The following is a 15,737-nucleotide window of genomic DNA, read 5'->3' as shown; positions in this document are numbered from 1 at the left end:
CCTTCTACAAGGTGAATGCACGTAAATAGTTAGTGAAAGGCCTCTAGACGGATTATAAATTGTGTGAATCCACGTATATCAGAATGCCAACCGGTGTTAAAAATATTTTGCCTTCGTGCCGTGTGCTTACCCTTCCTTCTCTTCTTTACAGCATCTCAATTGGACGATAGCTCGTCAAGGAAAGCACTTGACAACCTATCGTCCAATTGAGTGGGAGTTGTTAAGGTCGAAGGAAATAGTCTAACCAGATTGGTTAATCTAAAAAAAGAAGCAACAAGGTTCTTTTATTAAGGTTGCCCAAAAACGTAAAAAAGTGGGGGGGACTTGACAGTTTTGTTCATATCAGCGGAACAGATGTCCGAAACGAAGAAAAAACATGCAAAAAATATGAATATAGCGGAACAGATGTCCGTTGCAAATACAAGAACCCTCCGTAACAGCGGAGGGTTTCTTTTATACAGGTTTAACCCGTAATCGCTTTTTGATTTGTGTCGCAATAACTTCAAGAAGAATTGCAACGGCAAGAATAAAGTACGTAATTACGCCGACCTCACGTAAATCGTAATAGAAGCTACTTGCCATGAATAAATCAAACCCGATACCACCGGCACCAGCTGCAGCACCCATCGCGACGGCTACCCCGAAGTTAATTTCAAATCGTAAAAATGTCCAAGAAACAAGGTATGTCATTGTTGATGGAATGACAGCTTGGAACACAATTTGCCACCAATTTGCTCCACTTCCACGTAATGCTTCAATGACACCTTTATCAATTTCTTCAAATGACTCGGAATAAGCTTTGACTAAGTATCCGACAGAGTGGAAGGTCATCCCGACAACGGCAGCGACACTTCCTAATCCAGCAGCTACCGCAAAAATAAGTACCCATAATACAGTTGGAATCGCACGAACAATCGCTACAAATCCTTTTATTGCATTAGATACTTTTGGAGTGGACAAGTTTTGGGCAGCGAGTAAACCTAGAAATAAGGCAATGATGGCTCCGAAAATTGTTGTTAATAACCCCATTGCGAGAGTGACTGTAATGGCATAGAGCGCATCGGTAAACGTAAAATGGTTAAAATGTGGTTCGGTAAACATTGTTTTAAAGTTAATTAATGTTGACCAAATACCTTCAAAGATATTTATGTTTTTATAATCAAAACTGTAAAACCCATAAATCGTTAAAATGACTAAAGAATAAAGAGTGGATTGAATAACGATCGATGCTTTTGTAATAGGTTTGACTTTAATGGGTTTGTCAGTTGCTATTTCCAATGGTTCTTGATCTTGATATTTTCTTAGACCCATTACAAAATCACCCTTCTCACATAGTTTGAAATATATTCGATGAGTAAAATGGAAAGCATGATGACAATGACAACTAAACTAGCGGCATTATAGTTCATATTTTTGTAATATAAATCAAAGGCAAATCCGATTCCGGTTCCTGTTAAAATTCCGATTAATGTCGCACTGCGAATATTCGTTTCGATAACGAATAAAAGCCAACTAATCATTTGTGGAATACTTGATGGAATAACAGATTGAAAAATAGTAGAAAAATAAGTGGCGCCTGTTGCTTGTAAAGCTTCCACTGAGTTAATACTAGATTCATCAATAACTTCAATAAAGGCACGAGTTAAAAATCCGAAAGAAACAAAAAATAGGGCAAAAAATCCAGTTAATGAGCTTTGACCAAATGAGAATAATAAAATCATCGACCAGGCAGCAATATCAATATTACGGAATAACGTTGCGAACCCTCGACTAATTGTACTTAAAAATCCATTTACTTTTGTTGTATTCGACCCAGCGATTGCAAAAAAGAGGGCAAATATGCCTGCAATTGTTGTAGCTGCAATAGAAACTAAAAGAGTTTCCAAAAGTTTATCAAGAATATTAGGGAGGCGTTCAAGTGATTTTGCATTGGGGTAAAAATTAGTAAATCCCCATTCGATTGCTTTTGGGAATGACGCCAACCCTTTTACAATACTAAATTCGGTTAAAATGATAGAGCCATATGTGACCCCGAAAATGATGAGTAATATGATAGAAGATCGAAATCTCTTTTTGGCAAAATACTTATCCTGCATTTCTTCCTCCTACATCAACAATGAGGTCTCCTGCTTCTGAACCGTATATATGGTGAATTTCTTCAGTCGTAATATTCGTTGGAGAACCGTTATACACGATTGATCCTTTGCTTACTCCGATAATACGGTCGGAATAATTTAGGGCAACATCGACTTGGTGAAGATTCACTAATACTGTAATTCCCATCGTTGTAGAAATATCTTTTAAATAATCCATGATAACTTTTGAGGCATTCGGGTCTAAAGATGCGATTGGTTCGTCGCATAGGAGCATTTTGGGGTTTTGGACAAGAGCCCTTGCGATACCAACACGTTGCTTTTGGCCACCGCTAAGTTGGTCACAACGTTTATACACTTGATCTTCTAACCCAAGGCGGTGAAGCATTTCGATCGCTTGTTTTTTTTCGCTTTGGTTATAAAGACCAAGGACACCAGCAAACGTAGATTTATAGCCAAGTCGACCGTGAAGGACATTTTCAATGACGCTTAATCGATTGACTAGATTATAATGTTGAAAAATCATTCCGATTTTTGTTCTTAGCTTACGAAGCTCTTTTTTCTTCAAAGATTGAATAGTAACGCCATCAAAGATAATTTCTCCATCAGTTGCATCAATCATGCGATTAATGCAACGAAGAAGAGTTGACTTCCCCGCTCCAGATGGACCGATTACGGAAATGAACTCTCCTTCATTAACAGAGAAGTTAACATCAGATAACGCTTTAGTATCAGGACCATATTGTTTTGATACATTTTTTAATTCTAGTAACGTTGTCATTGTTAACTCCTTTTTTTACTTATTTTGATAATTCGCGAATTGGGTTGAACCAAGCATCTTCTACTTCTAAGAAACGCTCTGCTTCTGTTTTATAGAATAGACCATTCTCACCAGAATCTTTTGGTACAAACACTTCTTCGTTGTTTGCCATTGCATCAGAAGTGAATAACTCTAGTAATTTCTTTTGAAGGTCTTCGCCGATATTGTCTGTATTCATAACAAATGGTGCATTAAGTACTGGAGTAACAGAGATTAAAACAAACTCTTCACCAGGGAAAGTGTTAAATGGCTCATCTGCACCTTCTTTTACTTTATAAACCGAACCAGCACGGTTTTCTTCACCAGAAGCTAACTCAATATAGTTTTGTACACACGCATCACAAAATGCTGCTACATCAGCTTTGTCTGTAATAAGGTTTACGGCAGATCCTTGGTGTGAACCACCGTATAAAACTTCAGAGAAGAAATCTCCACCTTCTAGTAAATCTTCGTCAGTTAAATCTTTATGTTCATCCATTTGAGTGAAATGAGAAACGATTCCGTTTGCAGGAACTTTAAATCCTGAAGTTGAGCTGTTTGATACGAAAGAGAAACGTTTTCCAGCGATGTTATCGATAGAAAATTCATCACCGTTCTTATACTCGTCTTCGTTTCCGTTTTTCACCGCTAACCAACTGTAATATACAGCATCGTCAATTGTTCCTGATGCACCACTAGTTACAACTAAAGGTAATACATTGCTGTTTTTTGTGTGAGCTTCTACATAACCTTGAGCACCTAAGAAAGCAAGGTCAGCATTTCCATTCGCAATCGCTTCAATAGCAATGATATAATCTGTTGTTGTTTGATGTTCAACTTTCATTCCAGTAGCTTCTTCAATTTCTTTTCCAATCGCATCTCGAGCAGCTTTAATGTCAGCGCCAGATTCATTTGGTAGCCAAGCAATCGTTAATGTACCACCTTCTGTTGTTTCGCTTTTTGTTTCTTTGTTTGTGTCTTCTGTTTGTGTTTCTGCATCTGAGTTGTTATCAGGAGCCGTTGTGCCCTCTGATGAACCGCATGCAGTAAATACAGTTAGGATTAATAAAGCAAATAACGATAATAACGCTTTTTTCATGAATAATACTCCTCTCATTTTTAAACGAATTTGGTTTTGGATAAAAAAAGAATAAAGCTATTTCCGTTTTAAAGCATCAAACCCCCTGTGAATGGATGTTGTCTAACAGGTACTATCATAGAAAATGAATGTTAACTAAGTTTTAATGGAATATAGTCTTTTTGTAAATCAATGTAAATTAGAAAAAACTTTGAAAGTAGCTATTTTCTTAATTGCCGTGTGAAAAACGTATGAGAGAAATCCAATGAATCTTATAATTAAACTATTGAGTAAATCATTATTGCGAAAAAATTGAAAAAATTGTTTGAAAATTATATAACAATATGATAATATTTCGTTGTAATAACGTTATGTGATTTTTACATATAATCATAGTGTTAATAGAGGTTTATTTTTTTAGTTGTTAAATGTAAACGTTTTCTTTTGGGTATAACCTAGCTTTTTATAAGAAAGCTATTGTTATAGAGATTTATTTTAATTAGGGGGAGTAGAACGTGAAAAAATCATGTGGAAAGCTTTTGGGTTTAGGGATACTAGCGGTTAGTATGCTAGCTGCCTGTGGAAGCAGTGAAAGTGGAGGACCTACAACAGAGCCAACAGAACCTGAAACACAAACAGAGGTTGTAGAAAACAATGGCGATACAATTACGATTAAAATCGGACATATTGCCCCACCAGGTCATCCTTATACGATAGCACTAGAAGAAATGACAGCAGATATTACAGAAGAAACAAATGAACAAGTTCAGTTTGAAATCTTTGGAAATGGTCAACTTGGCGGGGAACGTGATTTAGCAGAACAAGTTCAGCTTGGAAGTTTAGATATGAGTTTGTTAACATCAGGTCCTGTTGCTAATTTTGTACCAGAAGTTGCTGTTCTTGATTTACCGTTTTTATTCCGAGATTTAAATCATGTATACGAAACATTAGACGGTGAAGTTGGGGAAGAGTTATTAACAGCTATTGATAGTAACGGCTTTAAAGGATTAGGATTATGGGAAAACGGCATGAGACATTTTACAAATAATAAAAAAGAAATTAAAACGCCAGAGGATTTAAATGGATTACAGATGAGAACGTTAGAAAGTGATATTTTCCTAGAAACGTATCGCGCTTTAGGAGCAGATCCAACACCTATCGCATTTACAGAATTGTATACTTCGTTCCAGCAAGGTGTTGTTGATGGTACGGATACGTCATACGGTGTAGCAGAAAGTACAAACATTTATGAAGTACAAGCGCATTTAAGTGAAGTTGGAATGTATTATGCTGCAGCATTACTCGTTTTAAATAAAGATAAGTTTGAATCATTACCAACAGATATTCAAGAGCTATTCGTTCAAAAAGGCGAAGAATACAAATCATTTCAACGTAATTTAACGCAAGAAATGGAAGCAGAGCAAAAAGAAACGCTACTTGAAGCAGGGGTTACGATTGTGGAAGCAGGTGAGATTGATATTGAAGCTTTCCGAAATGCGGTTGAACCTGTGTATGAAAAGTTTAATGATCAGTTCGGAAGCTTTATCGAGAAAATTAGAGCAAGTGAATAATAGATAAAAAGTAAAGTGGGCTTCCCACTTTGCTTTTCCTAAAAGGAGGAGACCTCCGTGTACAAAACTATCGTCTCACATCTCAATAAAGTAGTTGAGCTCATAAGCGCTACCATGTTAGGGCTTATGGTCGTTTTAATATTTTTTCAAGTAATCTCAAGAGAAATCATGGGTTCCTCATTTCCTTGGACTGAGGAAGCCGCAAGATATTTAATGTTTTGGGTTACATTTCTTGGTGCGAGTTTTGCATTTCAATATGGTGCTCACATTGGCATTGAGTTTTTTAAAATGAAGTGCCCCCCAATGTTACAAAAAGTGTTTGAAATCGCGGCCTTGCTCTGTGGAGCGACCTTTTTCCTTTTTATGATCGTGCAAGGGTATGCGTTTGCCGAACGATCAATGGTCCAAACATCAGCAGCACTTAATCTTCCGATGGGCTATGTGTATATGGTCATTCCGATTAGTGGGTTTCTTATGTTGCTTAATGCCATCGATGTCACGATTCAATCCATTATAGGAAATGAACTCGAGAAGAAAGGACTTTAACGATGGGAACTTTACTTCTATTTATTATTTTACTCGTTTTATTTTTTATTAGTGTCCCTATCGCCATCGCGTTAGGGTTAGCCTCCACGTTATTTCTAGTCCTAGTTGCGGATATCCCATTAATTTCATTGCCACAACGACTATTTGCTTCATTAGATTCATTTCCGCTAATGGCTGCACCATTTTTTATTTTAGCTGGAAAGTTAATGGAGCACGGTGGGATATCTGAACGGCTTGTCGATTTTGCCAAAAGCCTCGTTGGACAAATGAAAGGCGGGCTTGCTCATGTAGCGATTATTTCTTGTATGTTTTTTGCTGCGTTATCGGGTTCGGCTGCGGCAACGACTGCAGCGATCGGGGCGATTTTAATTCCGTCGATGGTAAAAGCAGGGTATGACCGTAATTTTGCAACAGCGATTCATTCTGCTGCTGGTACAACGGGAATAATTATCCCTCCAAGTGTACCCCTAGTCCTGTATGGTGTTTCAGCAGGTGTGTCTGTAAGTGGATTGTTTATTGCAGGGATTTTGCCAGGTATATTAATTGGTGTTTCTTTAATGGTTCTTGCTTTTATTATCACGACGATTAAAGGCTACGGAAGTGACTTAGAAAAAGCAAATGTCAAAAACATTTGGAATTCTTTTAAACGAGCTTTTCTTGCGTTAATTATGCCAGTGATCATTTTAGGTGGAATTTATGGTGGAATTTTTACTCCGACTGAAGCATCTGTTGTTGCTGTTGTATACGGATTTATTGTCGGCGCGTTTGTATATAAACAAATTAAAGTAAAACAACTACGAGAAATATTAGTGTCTTCGGTTGTGACAACATCTGTTATTTTATTTATCATTTCAACAGCCGGGTTATTCGGCATGGTCCTAACGAGAGAAAATGTACCACAATCTGTTGCAAGTTTTATTTCAGGTTTTGACTTGTCACCGATTATTATTTTATTAATTATTAATCTGTTGTTACTCGTTGTTGGTACGTTTATGGAAACGATCGCTTCCATTATTATATTAACGCCAATCTTATTGCCAATTGCTGTAAGTGCTGGTTTAGATCCGATTCATTTTGGCATCATTATGATTGTGAACCTTTCAATTGGTCTCATTACTCCACCAGTAGGTGTATCTTTATTTATTGGGGCACAAGTAGGTGGGACGAAATATGAAGCATTAGTAAAAGCGATTATTCCATTTCTACTAATGCTCATCGTGAATGTATTAATTATCACATTTATTCCAAGCATTAGTCTTGGACTATTAAACAAGTAAAAAAATAATACAGAAAAATATAGTCACGTCTAAAAAGCGGGATATGAAAAATAAGAGAATAAGAGAGAAAGATGGAGGTCTATAAAAATGAATCTACTAGAACGTGATATGAGCGGAGAAGTTTCTGTTTTGCAAGCGATGTCAGGGCATGAGCAAATTGTTTTTTGCAATGATTCCCATACAGGGTTAAAAGCAATCATCGCCATTCACGATACGACACTTGGCCCTGCATTGGGGGGATGTCGTATGCATCCGTATTCTACTATGTCTGAAGCTATAGACGATGTATTACGCTTGTCAAAAGGAATGACTTATAAATGTGCAGCAGCAGATGTTGATTTTGGTGGAGGGAAAGCGGTCATTATTGGTGATCCTCGTACACAAAAATCACCAGAAATGTTTCGAGCGTTTGGTCAATATGTTGCTTCTTTAAATGGTCGCTTTTACACCGGAACAGATATGGGGACAACAATGGACGATTTTGTTCATGCTTTAAAAGAAACACAATGCATCGTTGGCGTTCCAGAAATATATGGAGGTAGTGGTGACTCTTCGATTCCGACAGCAGAAGGGGTAATTAATGGGATCAAAGCGACAAACCAAGTGTTATTTGGTCATGATGATGTGGCAGGAAAAGTATATGCCATTCAAGGGTTAGGGAAAGTTGGTTTTAAAGTAGCGGAGCAGCTTCTTCATGGGGGTGGTCGTTTAATTGTGACGGATATAAATGAGCATGTATTGAATCAAATCAAGGAAGTCGGAAAACAAGCTGGAAATGAAGTCACTGTTGTAAAAGGTGATGATATTTATCGTGCAAAAGCGGATGTTTTTGTACCGTGTGCATTAGGTGGCATTATTAATGACGATACAATCGAGCAAATGACAGTAAAAGCCATTGTTGGCTCAGCCAATAATCAGCTTCAAGATGAGCATCATGCAGAAGTGTTAGTCCAAAAAGGGATTTTATATGCGCCTGATTATATTGTAAATAGTGGTGGATTAATTCAAGTAGCCGACGAACTTTATGGATCGAATAAAGAACGAGTGTTGACGAAAACAAAAGCGATTTATTTTTCGTTACTAGAAGTTTTTCAACAAGCGAGTCGTGAACAAATGACAACAGTTAAAGCAGCAAATGAAATGTGTGAGAAACGAATTCAAGACCGTAAAGAAAGAAATAGTTTTTTCTTACATTCAAAAAGACCAAAATGGGATGTGTAAAAAGGAGGGTCTGTATGATTAGCAAATATAAAAGCAGTGATTTAATGAAAGTTGTCCAACGTGAAAATGAACCACCACATTGCGATGATACAATGCATATCGAAATGCAAGCATGTACAGAAGGAGTCGCACATGCAAAATGGTTCGTTGATGAGCGGTTCATGAATGGTGTAGGTGTTGTAATGGGAGGGTTTGTCACCTCTGCTGCTGATATTACAATGGCTTATGCTATCGCATCAAAGCTAACGGATGAACAATCTTTTGCTTCAATTACATTGCAATCGACTTTTCATCGCCCTGTTTTTCAAGGAGAAGTGGAAGTGACAGCAAAAGTAGAAAGAATAGGAAGTAAAGTTGCCTATTTAGTGGCAGAGCTTAATCAGAATGATAAGTTAGTCGCTAATGTCACTTCATCTGTCATGATTTTAGAGCAATAGCGATAATGAAGCTTGAAAGTAGAACATTTCAAAAGGTATGATAAAAATAATAATATCTTTCAATTTGTAAAGGTAGGATGAAATTCAACTTAATTAATGAAGGTGATTGCATGGATAACACAGATGTTCGATTGCTTGAAATTCTTCAAAAAGACGGACGGATTACATTAAGTGATTTGTCAAAAGAACTGTCGTTAAGCAGACCTAGTGTGTCTGAGCGAATGACGCGATTAAGAGAACAAGGGATTATTGAAGGGATAGCTGCTCGGGTTTCACCTGCAGCAGTGGGACGAAATGTTTTATTATTTATTCAAGTAAGTGAAGTCAAGATTCCTTACCATGAGTTTGAAGAGATGATGGTTGAACATCCTGATATTATTGAATGTCATCGTGTGACAGGAATGGTTAATTATTTTTTGAAGGCAGCAGTAAACGATATGAATCACCTTCGAACATTAATTGACTATTTAATTCCATTTGGCATTATTAATACATCAATTGTTTTAAAGTCACCAGTCGAAAATAAAAGCGTCCTCCCCACATTTGATTCAGAATAGAAAAATGGGGAGGACTAGATTACGATTCAGTGGCTGGGATAGGGTTTGATGTCTTCGTGTTGCTTCTTTTTTTACGGTTGGTTGTTGACTTGAAGCAATTCGTGTTTTAAAGAAACTAATTACTTTTGCTGTGACAGCAATTGTAATGATCGAGTAAAGGCCTTGTAGTAATCCAACAATAAAGAAACTCGAAAACACAACGAGGAAATCAAGAGCAAACGTTGTTTTGCCAGGATTGATTGAGAATTTTTTTTGTAGATATAAAGATAGAATATTAAAGCCGCCTAAAGAAGACCCATTCATAAACAAGAGAGAAAGACCAAACCCAATAATGAGTCCGCCAGCAATGGCACCAAACCAGCTCGGGAGCACAAATGCAGGTAATAGCTGGTCAACACTAGTCATAACTGACAATAATGTCACCGATATTATCGTTGTAATCGTAAAGTTCCATCCCATTCGCAACACTGAGAAAATATAAAATGGAATATTAATTAAAAAGAACGCAATCGAAAAAGGAATACTAAACCAATAGGAGAGGCTTAAAGATAGACCAGCTGTTCCCCCAGTCACAATATTCGAGTGAGATAAAATAATTACACCAAAACTTGTAATCATACAACCTAATAAAATATAAAGGATTCGTTTCATGTTAATCACCTTTTTGGATAGAGTGGTGTGTAGAAATCTTCTTATAATAAGCGTATAAGAATTCAAAGTAGGATAAAATACTCTAATGTATCACTTGGTAACGTTTAACCTTCATTTCGAATAAAAAATAAGCAAAACACATTCATTTTGTAAGTAAACGCTTGCAAAATGAATGTGTTTTGCTTTGTACGAATAAAAGGGAAAATGGGGAAAGAAAAGGTAAAAAAAACGAAGGACAAGCTTAAATGTAAGCGCTTTTACAAACTGTAAAAAATAAAGATTTAATTCATACAAACTATAAAAAATATTCCAACAATTCATCCTCTTTGCTATATAGCGGTAAAAGTGGATCTTTTATACTTAAAGTACCAACTATTTCATGTTTATTATTCACATTCGCACAGTGTAAAGCTTTTCAAATTGAAGGGAGAGAGAATGTATGGCAATGAAAAGTAGTGAGCTTCCATTTGCAAATTACGAGTTCGATCTATTTCAAGTGTTAACACCAGAAGGGGAATTAACGAATTCCATTAGCGGGAAGATTGATGAGGCATTAATGGTCAAAATGTATGAAAATATGGTGATGGTTCGTGCCTTTGATAGAAAGTCGATAAATTTACAACGCCAAGGAAGAATGGGGACATATGCTCCTTTTGAAGGACAAGAAGCTTCTCAAGTCGGAAGTGCCCTAGCTTTATCAACAAATGATTGGTTATTTCCAACATACCGAGATCATGCTGCTGCGCTTGTATTCGGACAAGAAATGTACCGTGTTTTTCTATACTGGATGGGACATATGGACGGTTCAACCTGTACAGACGGGAAACGTATTATGCCACCAAGCGTACCAATTGCTACACAAATGCTTCATGCGGTGGGCACAGCGTGGGCTAGTAAACTCGATAAAGAAAAAAATGTAAGTCTAGCATTTTTCGGAGATGGAGCAACATCGGAAGGCGATTTCCATGAGGCGTTAAATTTTGCTGGTGTGTTAAAAACACCGACAGTCTTTTTATGCCAAAACAATGGGTATGCCATAAGTGTGCCATTTTCTAGTCAGTCGGCTTCAAGGACAATTGCTCAGCGTGCGATTGCTTATGATATTAAAGGAGTTCGTGTAGACGGAAATGATATTTTTGCTGTTTATTTAGCTGTGAAAGAGGCGATTAAACGAGCAGAAAATGGAGAAGGTCCAACGTTAATTGAAGCGATGACATTCCGTTACGGAGCCCATACGACAGCTGACGACCCGAAAAAATATCGTGACCAAGAAAAGCTCGCTAAAGAATGGCGTGACGCTCGTGATCCACTAGCAAGATTGCAAAAATACCTAGTGAAAAAGGGGCTATGGTCAGAATCGAAGGAAGAACAGTTATGGACTGAAATGAACATGAGAATCGATGAAGAATTAAAAAAAGCAGAAATGTACCCGAAAGCCGACCCGATGCAAATGTTTGACCATGTGTATGCAACGACACCATGGCATATTGAAGAGCAAAAACAAGAGTTCAAACAAGGACAAAAAGGGAGGAACTAAAAGGTGAGCCGAAAAATAACAATGATTCAAGCGATAACGGAAGGACTTGACCAAAAACTAGCGCAAGATTCACGAGTGATGTTATTAGGGGAAGACATTGGGGTTAATGGCGGTGTTTTCCGTGCCACAGAAGGGTTACTTGATAAATATGGTTCTGAGCGAGTCGTTGATACACCATTGGCTGAATCAGGGATTATCGGTTCATCCATAGGCCTAGCCTTAAATGGCAAACTTCCGATTGTAGAAATTCAATTTTTAGCTTTTATTTACCCTGGTTTTGAACAAATTGTTTCTCATGCGGCGAGAATGCGTTACCGTACTCGTGGACAATTTCATGTTCCGATGGTGATTCGGACTCCTTATGGTGCAGGAATTAGAGGACCTGAGCTTCATTCTGAAAGTGTTGAGTCGTTTTTTGCGCATACGCCTGGATTAAAAGTAGTAGCGCCTAGCAATCCATATGATGCTAAAGGGTTATTATTAGCCGCTATTGAAGATCCAGATCCGGTTATTTTCCTTGAACCAACAAGAATGTATCGGGCTTTTAAAGAAGAAGTGCCAGAAGAAATGTACACGGTTCCATTAGGAAAAGCGAAAATTGTAAAAGAAGGAACGGACTTAACGATCTTTGCTTGGGGAGCCATGATGAAAGAAGCAATGCAAGCAGCAAAAAGCATAGAGGAAGAAAAAGGATGGACGTGTGAAGTCATTGATTTACGCACATTGTATCCGTTAGATAAAGAAACAATCATTGAATCTGTGAAAAAGACAGGACGTGCGGTTGTTATTCATGAAGCCCATAAAACAGCAGGATTAGGTGGTGAAATCATTTCACTAATCAACGAAGCAGCCCTTATTTATTTAAAAGCACCAATTAAACGGATTGCTGGTTTTGATGTGCCTGTGCCACAGTTTTGTGTAGAAGATGAGTATTTACCTACAGTCGACCGAGTAAAACAAGGAATTGAAGAAACGGTCTTGTTTTAATAAGAGGAAATAGGAGGAGGGAGAGTATGGTGGAATTTAAACTTCCTGATGTCGGGGAAGGCATGCATGAAGGAGAAATCATCAGTTGGCTTGTAAAAGAAGGAGATTCGGTTACACAGGACCAGCCCGTAGTCGAAGTTCAAACCGATAAAGTAAATGCTGAGCTATCTTCACCCATTACAGGAAAAATCGTAAAGATTTTAGTAGAAGAAGGAGAAGTAGCGGAAGTAGGAACAACATTATTTACAATTGTTCCAGAAGGCACAGTTGTAGAAGCGAAAGAAGAACAGACTGATAGCGAACATTCGGGTGAAAAAGTGAATCACGAAAAATCAGCAGCACCACCTGAAATGAACCGGGGCCGCGCTTTAGCAACACCATATGTTCGTCAACTTGCTAGAGAGTGGAAAGTCGACCTAGAACAAGTGAAAGGCACTGGTCCAGCAGGCAGAATTACGGAAGATGATTTACAACGATTTTTGAACAATTCACAAGTCGAAGTCCAAGTACAAAAAGAACCGGTGAGTCAAGAAAAACAAAAAGAAGCACCGCAAGAAAAAGTGATGAAGACAGATGGGAATAAACCAGAAAAGAGAATTCCAATGAAAGGGATTCGCAAAAAAATTGCAGAGCATATGGTGAAGTCCGTTTCCATCATTCCACACGTTACTCATGTCGATGAAATGGAAATGGGACCATTAAAAGAAATTCGAGAACAGCTTAAACCTTATGCGGAAGAGAAAAATATTAAACTAACATTCCTACCATTTTTTATAAAAGCCATCGTTACGGCGTTAAAAGAGTTTGAAACGTTAAATGCCTCCATTGACGATGAAACAAACGAAATCATTTTGAAGCAGTATTACCATATTGGAATCGCAACAGATACAAAAGATGGATTAGTTGTTCCTGTCATTAAAGATGCGGATCGAAAAAGCATTTTTGAGCTTGCCGCAGAAATTTCGCAGCTGGCAACACAAGCCCGAGAAGGAACACTCGCAATAAATCAAATTACAGGAAGTACGTTTACGATTAGTAATGTAGGACCGATTGGTGGGATGCAGGCGACTCCAATTATTAATCACCCAGAAGTCGCAATTCTAGCATTGCATAAAATGGAACCGCGTATGGTCGTGCGTGATTGGGAAGGGGTCATTCGTCTAATGATGAATATGTCATTGTCGTTTGATCACCGGATTATTGACGGCGTAACTGCAGTTAAATTTACAAATCGTTTGAAAGAATTACTAGAAAAGCCGAATCTATTATTTATGGAGATGAGTTAAATGGTTGTTGGAGAAGTGGCAGTCGAAACAGACGTCGTTGTTATTGGGGGAGGCCCCGGTGGTTATGCCGCAGCGATTCGTCTAGGACAACTTGGAAAAGCGGTCGTATTAATCGAAAAAGATGCATTAGGCGGTGTATGTTTAAATCGTGGCTGTATCCCGTCAAAAGCGCTTATTCATACAGCTAATGAATTTCATAAACTGCCAACACTTCGTAAGATGGGAATTGCGGTTGGGGACAAAAAGGCGACGATCGACTTAGGCCAATGGCAAGGATGGAAACAACAAATCGTTCATCAACTTAGCTCAGGAGTAGCTCATTTATGTGAAAAGAATGGAGTTACGGTTGTAAAAGGTGAAGCTACGTTTCTATCAGATAATCGAATCGGTGTGGAAACCGGTGGTGATTTTGAAACATACAAATTTGAAAAAGCGATTATTGCTACTGGCTCAAGACCACTTATTCCTTCTTTTTTACAGATAGATGGTACTTATATATTAGATTCTACTGCTGCACTTGAATTAACAGAAGTGCCTTCGACGTTAACGATCGTCGGAGGAGGTTATATTGGAATCGAGATGGGAATGGCCTTTGCAAAGCTAGGAACAGATGTGACGATTATTGAAATGGGAGAACAAATTTTGCCGCAACTCGCTAGTCATCAAGCAAAAGAAGTAGCGAGACAAGCGAAAAAAATGGGAATGACGATAAAACCGTCAACGAAAGTAGAGAAAGCAGAAATAAAAAACGGTAAAGTTCAAATTGAAGTCACATCTGAGCAAAAAGGAACGGAACACATCGAGAGTGAAAAAGTATTAGTGACGATTGGACGAAGACCGAATACAGAAAATATTGGCTTAGACCAAGCAGGGGTTTCAATAGATGAACGGGGATTAATCCATGTTGATGAGCAATGTAGGACAAATGTGCCCCATATATTTGCCATTGGGGATGTAACACCAGGGGTTGCATTAGCACATCGCGCGTCAAAACAAGGGATTGTGGCAGCAGAAGTCATTGGTGGAATTGCAAGTGCGGTTGATTCGCCATATATTCCTTATGTTATTTTCTCTGATCCACAAGTTGCAGGAGTCGGGTTAACGGAGGCTGAAGCAAAGCAACAAGGCTATACGGTCAAAACAGGAAAGTTCCCATTCAAAGCAAACGGTCGTGCATTGGCGACAAATGAAACAGATGGATTTGCCGAGGTCATTGTTGATGCAGATACTCATTTATTACTTGGCATGCATGTCGTCAGTAGTGATGCATCCAATTTAATTGGCGAAGGAGTGTTAGCACTAGAGCTTGCCGCGAGAGTGGAAGATGTAGCGATGAGCATTCATCCACATCCAACATTAACCGAAGGATGGCTAGAAGCAGCAGAAGCAGCCCTTGGTCACGCGATTCATATTATAAACAAATAAGGAGACCTTTTTGGGCTCCTTTTTCTAGTGATAAGAAAGCATAAAAATTTTGGTTTAGCAGTGAAGCTTTGAATGCTTATTCTAGAAGAGCGAAGGTTTCACCCCAAGAAGAGCACTTGGGGTTCACTTTCAAAAGCGGGCAGGGCTCCGCACTTAAATGAAAAGGCGCTCCCGCGTTTTTCTTTATTTAGTGGTCTGGTTAGAGAGCTTACGGACACCTGTTCCGTTATCTATTGGTTTTTAGGGTATTTTCAATTTGTAAAGGACATCTG

15 protein-coding genes are annotated in these 15,737 nt (G+C 38.3%); 10 read left to right on the top strand and 5 right to left on the bottom strand.

The genetic code is table 11. The features are described from left to right. Window positions 1-453 precede the first annotated feature (453 nt). The 4 genes from T323_RS0114725 to phnD are packed head-to-tail and all read right to left on the bottom strand — an operon-like array spanning window position 454 to window position 3,991. The gene (locus tag T323_RS0114725) at window positions 454-1,311 is read right to left on the bottom strand and encodes a PhnE/PtxC family ABC transporter permease (RefSeq protein ID WP_026673963.1); all 858 of its coding nucleotides are present in this window, start codon (window positions 1,309-1,311) and stop codon (window positions 454-456) included. Then, entirely contained in the window at window positions 1,311-2,096 is a 786-nt protein-coding gene (locus T323_RS0114720) for an ABC transporter permease subunit (protein ID WP_026673962.1), read from the bottom strand. Before T323_RS0114720 ends, T323_RS0114725 begins: the two co-directional genes overlap by 1 nt. Then, a complete protein-coding gene (phnC, locus tag T323_RS0114715) occupies window positions 2,086-2,874 on the bottom strand; it encodes a phosphonate ABC transporter ATP-binding protein (protein ID WP_026673961.1) in 789 nt (262 codons plus the stop codon). The genes T323_RS0114720 and phnC overlap by 11 nt, the downstream gene beginning before the upstream one ends. A gap of 19 nt (window positions 2,875-2,893) precedes the next feature. Then, on the bottom strand, window positions 2,894-3,991 hold the full coding sequence (gene phnD, locus T323_RS0114710; protein ID WP_026673960.1) for a phosphate/phosphite/phosphonate ABC transporter substrate-binding protein: 1,098 nt from the start codon (window positions 3,989-3,991) through the stop codon (window positions 2,894-2,896). Between the two features lie 494 nt (window positions 3,992-4,485). On the opposite strand from phnD, the gene dctP reads away from it, so the two are divergent. The 6 genes from dctP (at window position 4,486) to T323_RS0114680 (ending at window position 9,579) form a co-directional block, all read left to right on the top strand. After that, window positions 4,486-5,541 (top strand): TRAP transporter substrate-binding protein DctP, encoded by a 1,056-nt coding sequence (gene dctP, locus T323_RS0114705; RefSeq protein WP_026673959.1) that lies wholly within the window; start codon window positions 4,486-4,488, stop codon window positions 5,539-5,541. 57 nt (window positions 5,542-5,598) lie between these two features. Then, the gene (locus T323_RS0114700) at window positions 5,599-6,087 is read left to right on the top strand and encodes a TRAP transporter small permease (protein ID WP_026673958.1); all 489 of its coding nucleotides are present in this window, start codon (window positions 5,599-5,601) and stop codon (window positions 6,085-6,087) included. A gap of 2 nt (window positions 6,088-6,089) precedes the next feature. Next, window positions 6,090-7,364 carry a TRAP transporter large permease gene (locus T323_RS0114695; protein WP_026673957.1) on the top strand — a complete coding sequence of 425 codons (1,275 nt, stop codon included), beginning with the start codon at window positions 6,090-6,092 and terminating at the stop codon, window positions 7,362-7,364. 87 nt (window positions 7,365-7,451) lie between these two features. Then, window positions 7,452-8,585, top strand: coding sequence for a Leu/Phe/Val dehydrogenase (locus T323_RS0114690; RefSeq protein WP_026673956.1), 1,134 nt, complete (start codon window positions 7,452-7,454; stop codon window positions 8,583-8,585). Window positions 8,586-8,599: 14 nt separating this feature from the next. Next, on the top strand, window positions 8,600-9,022 hold the full coding sequence (locus T323_RS0114685) for a PaaI family thioesterase (RefSeq protein ID WP_026673955.1): 423 nt from the start codon (window positions 8,600-8,602) through the stop codon (window positions 9,020-9,022). A 110-nt stretch (window positions 9,023-9,132) separates the two neighbouring features. Beyond that, window positions 9,133-9,579, top strand: a complete 447-nt coding sequence (locus tag T323_RS0114680) for an Lrp/AsnC family transcriptional regulator (protein ID WP_026673954.1) — start codon at window positions 9,133-9,135, stop codon at window positions 9,577-9,579. Here the strand turns inward: T323_RS0114680 and T323_RS26820 are convergent. Then, window positions 9,571-10,230 (bottom strand): YitT family protein, encoded by a 660-nt coding sequence (locus T323_RS26820; RefSeq protein ID WP_051556550.1) that lies wholly within the window; start codon window positions 10,228-10,230, stop codon window positions 9,571-9,573. The two genes, T323_RS0114680 and T323_RS26820, sit on opposite strands and share 9 nt — an antisense overlap. A 439-nt stretch (window positions 10,231-10,669) precedes the next feature. Here T323_RS26820 and pdhA point away from each other — a divergent pair, with 439 nt between their 5' ends. The 4 genes from pdhA to lpdA are packed head-to-tail and all read left to right on the top strand — an operon-like array spanning window position 10,670 to window position 15,465. Further along, window positions 10,670-11,767: a pyruvate dehydrogenase (acetyl-transferring) E1 component subunit alpha gene (pdhA, locus tag T323_RS0114665; protein WP_026673952.1), complete on the top strand. Its 1,098-nt coding sequence runs from the start codon at window positions 10,670-10,672 to the stop codon at window positions 11,765-11,767. Between the two features lie 3 nt (window positions 11,768-11,770). Next, window positions 11,771-12,754, top strand: coding sequence for an alpha-ketoacid dehydrogenase subunit beta (locus tag T323_RS0114660; protein WP_026673951.1), 984 nt, complete (start codon window positions 11,771-11,773; stop codon window positions 12,752-12,754). Between the two features lie 26 nt (window positions 12,755-12,780). Then, window positions 12,781-14,040, top strand: coding sequence for a dihydrolipoamide acetyltransferase family protein (locus T323_RS0114655; protein WP_026673950.1), 1,260 nt, complete (start codon window positions 12,781-12,783; stop codon window positions 14,038-14,040). Beyond that, on the top strand, window positions 14,041-15,465 hold the full coding sequence (lpdA, locus tag T323_RS0114650) for a dihydrolipoyl dehydrogenase (RefSeq protein WP_026673949.1): 1,425 nt from the start codon (window positions 14,041-14,043) through the stop codon (window positions 15,463-15,465). It abuts the gene before it with no gap. Window positions 15,466-15,737: the final 272 nt, after the last annotated feature.

The sequence above is a fragment of the Alkalihalobacillus bogoriensis ATCC BAA-922 genome, from assembly GCF_000621445.1.
Lineage (GTDB): Bacteria > Bacillota > Bacilli > Bacillales > Bacillaceae_F > Bacillus_AO > Bacillus_AO bogoriense.
Note: the sequence above shows the minus strand (reverse complement) of the source record. Positions and strands in the feature narration are given on the sequence as shown.

Coding starts and splice junctions, on each gene's coding strand:
- T323_RS0114680 (WP_026673954.1), top strand. CDS start 9,133: ATGGATAACACAGATGTTCGATTGCTTGAAATTCTTCAAAAAGACGGA.
- T323_RS0114685 (WP_026673955.1), top strand. CDS start 8,600: ATGATTAGCAAATATAAAAGCAGTGATTTAATGAAAGTTGTCCAACGT.
- T323_RS0114725 (WP_026673963.1), bottom strand. CDS start 1,311: ATGGGTCTAAGAAAATATCAAGATCAAGAACCATTGGAAATAGCAACT.
- pdhA (WP_026673952.1), top strand. CDS start 10,670: ATGGCAATGAAAAGTAGTGAGCTTCCATTTGCAAATTACGAGTTCGAT.
- T323_RS0114695 (WP_026673957.1), top strand. CDS start 6,090: ATGGGAACTTTACTTCTATTTATTATTTTACTCGTTTTATTTTTTATT.
- T323_RS26820 (WP_051556550.1), bottom strand. CDS start 10,230: ATGAAACGAATCCTTTATATTTTATTAGGTTGTATGATTACAAGTTTT.
- T323_RS0114720 (WP_026673962.1), bottom strand. CDS start 2,096: ATGCAGGATAAGTATTTTGCCAAAAAGAGATTTCGATCTTCTATCATA.
- T323_RS0114655 (WP_026673950.1), top strand. CDS start 12,781: ATGGTGGAATTTAAACTTCCTGATGTCGGGGAAGGCATGCATGAAGGA.
- phnD (WP_026673960.1), bottom strand. CDS start 3,991: ATGAAAAAAGCGTTATTATCGTTATTTGCTTTATTAATCCTAACTGTA.
- T323_RS0114690 (WP_026673956.1), top strand. CDS start 7,452: ATGAATCTACTAGAACGTGATATGAGCGGAGAAGTTTCTGTTTTGCAA.
- lpdA (WP_026673949.1), top strand. CDS start 14,041: ATGGTTGTTGGAGAAGTGGCAGTCGAAACAGACGTCGTTGTTATTGGG.
- phnC (WP_026673961.1), bottom strand. CDS start 2,874: ATGACAACGTTACTAGAATTAAAAAATGTATCAAAACAATATGGTCCT.